1 protein-coding gene is annotated in these 450 nt (G+C 50.7%); it reads right to left on the bottom strand.

The window, feature by feature from the left end; translation table 11 throughout:
* Window positions 1-278 precede the first annotated feature (278 nt).
* Window positions 279-443 carry a hypothetical protein gene (locus D7V77_RS46155; protein WP_368666250.1) on the bottom strand — a complete coding sequence of 55 codons (165 nt, stop codon included), beginning with the start codon at window positions 441-443 and terminating at the stop codon, window positions 279-281.
* Between the last annotated feature and the right edge of the window lie 7 nt (window positions 444-450).

Below are 450 nucleotides of genomic sequence, written 5' to 3'. Positions count from 1 at the left end.
GTACATAAGCGGGATATCCCCCCATACTCCACGCAGTAAGTATACGATCTTGTTGGTATATGTTAGTTCACCCGAATGTTCCAAGTCCAAAACGGCAGTCTAGTTGGTCTAGGGAGCTACCGGGAGCTAACCGATTAGAGAGAGGGGAAGACGCTCTGAGACACATATGTCTATACACGGTGTATCTAGACGACTAGAACATAAAGCGGATATACCAAGCACAAGCACGTAGAAACCAATGTTAGCTGCGAAGGCCATGCGCCGTGCTATACAACCAATTATCTCGTGCGAACCCTCTCCAGCCGCACTTTCAAGCCAGTGGGGCGCAAGGTGAAGCTCGGGTTTTCCACAGTGAACGGTCCCTCGACAGTGACGAACCGGAAGTTGCGGACCATCTCGACTAGTATGGTCTTGATCTCGAATAAGGCAAACTGGCGGCCGATGCAGATG

The sequence above is a fragment of the Corallococcus sp. CA041A genome (assembly GCF_003612075.1).
Lineage (GTDB): Bacteria > Myxococcota > Myxococcia > Myxococcales > Myxococcaceae > Corallococcus > Corallococcus exiguus.
The sequence above is the reverse complement of the archived record's forward strand: the minus strand, read 5'-3'. Positions and strand labels throughout refer to the sequence as shown.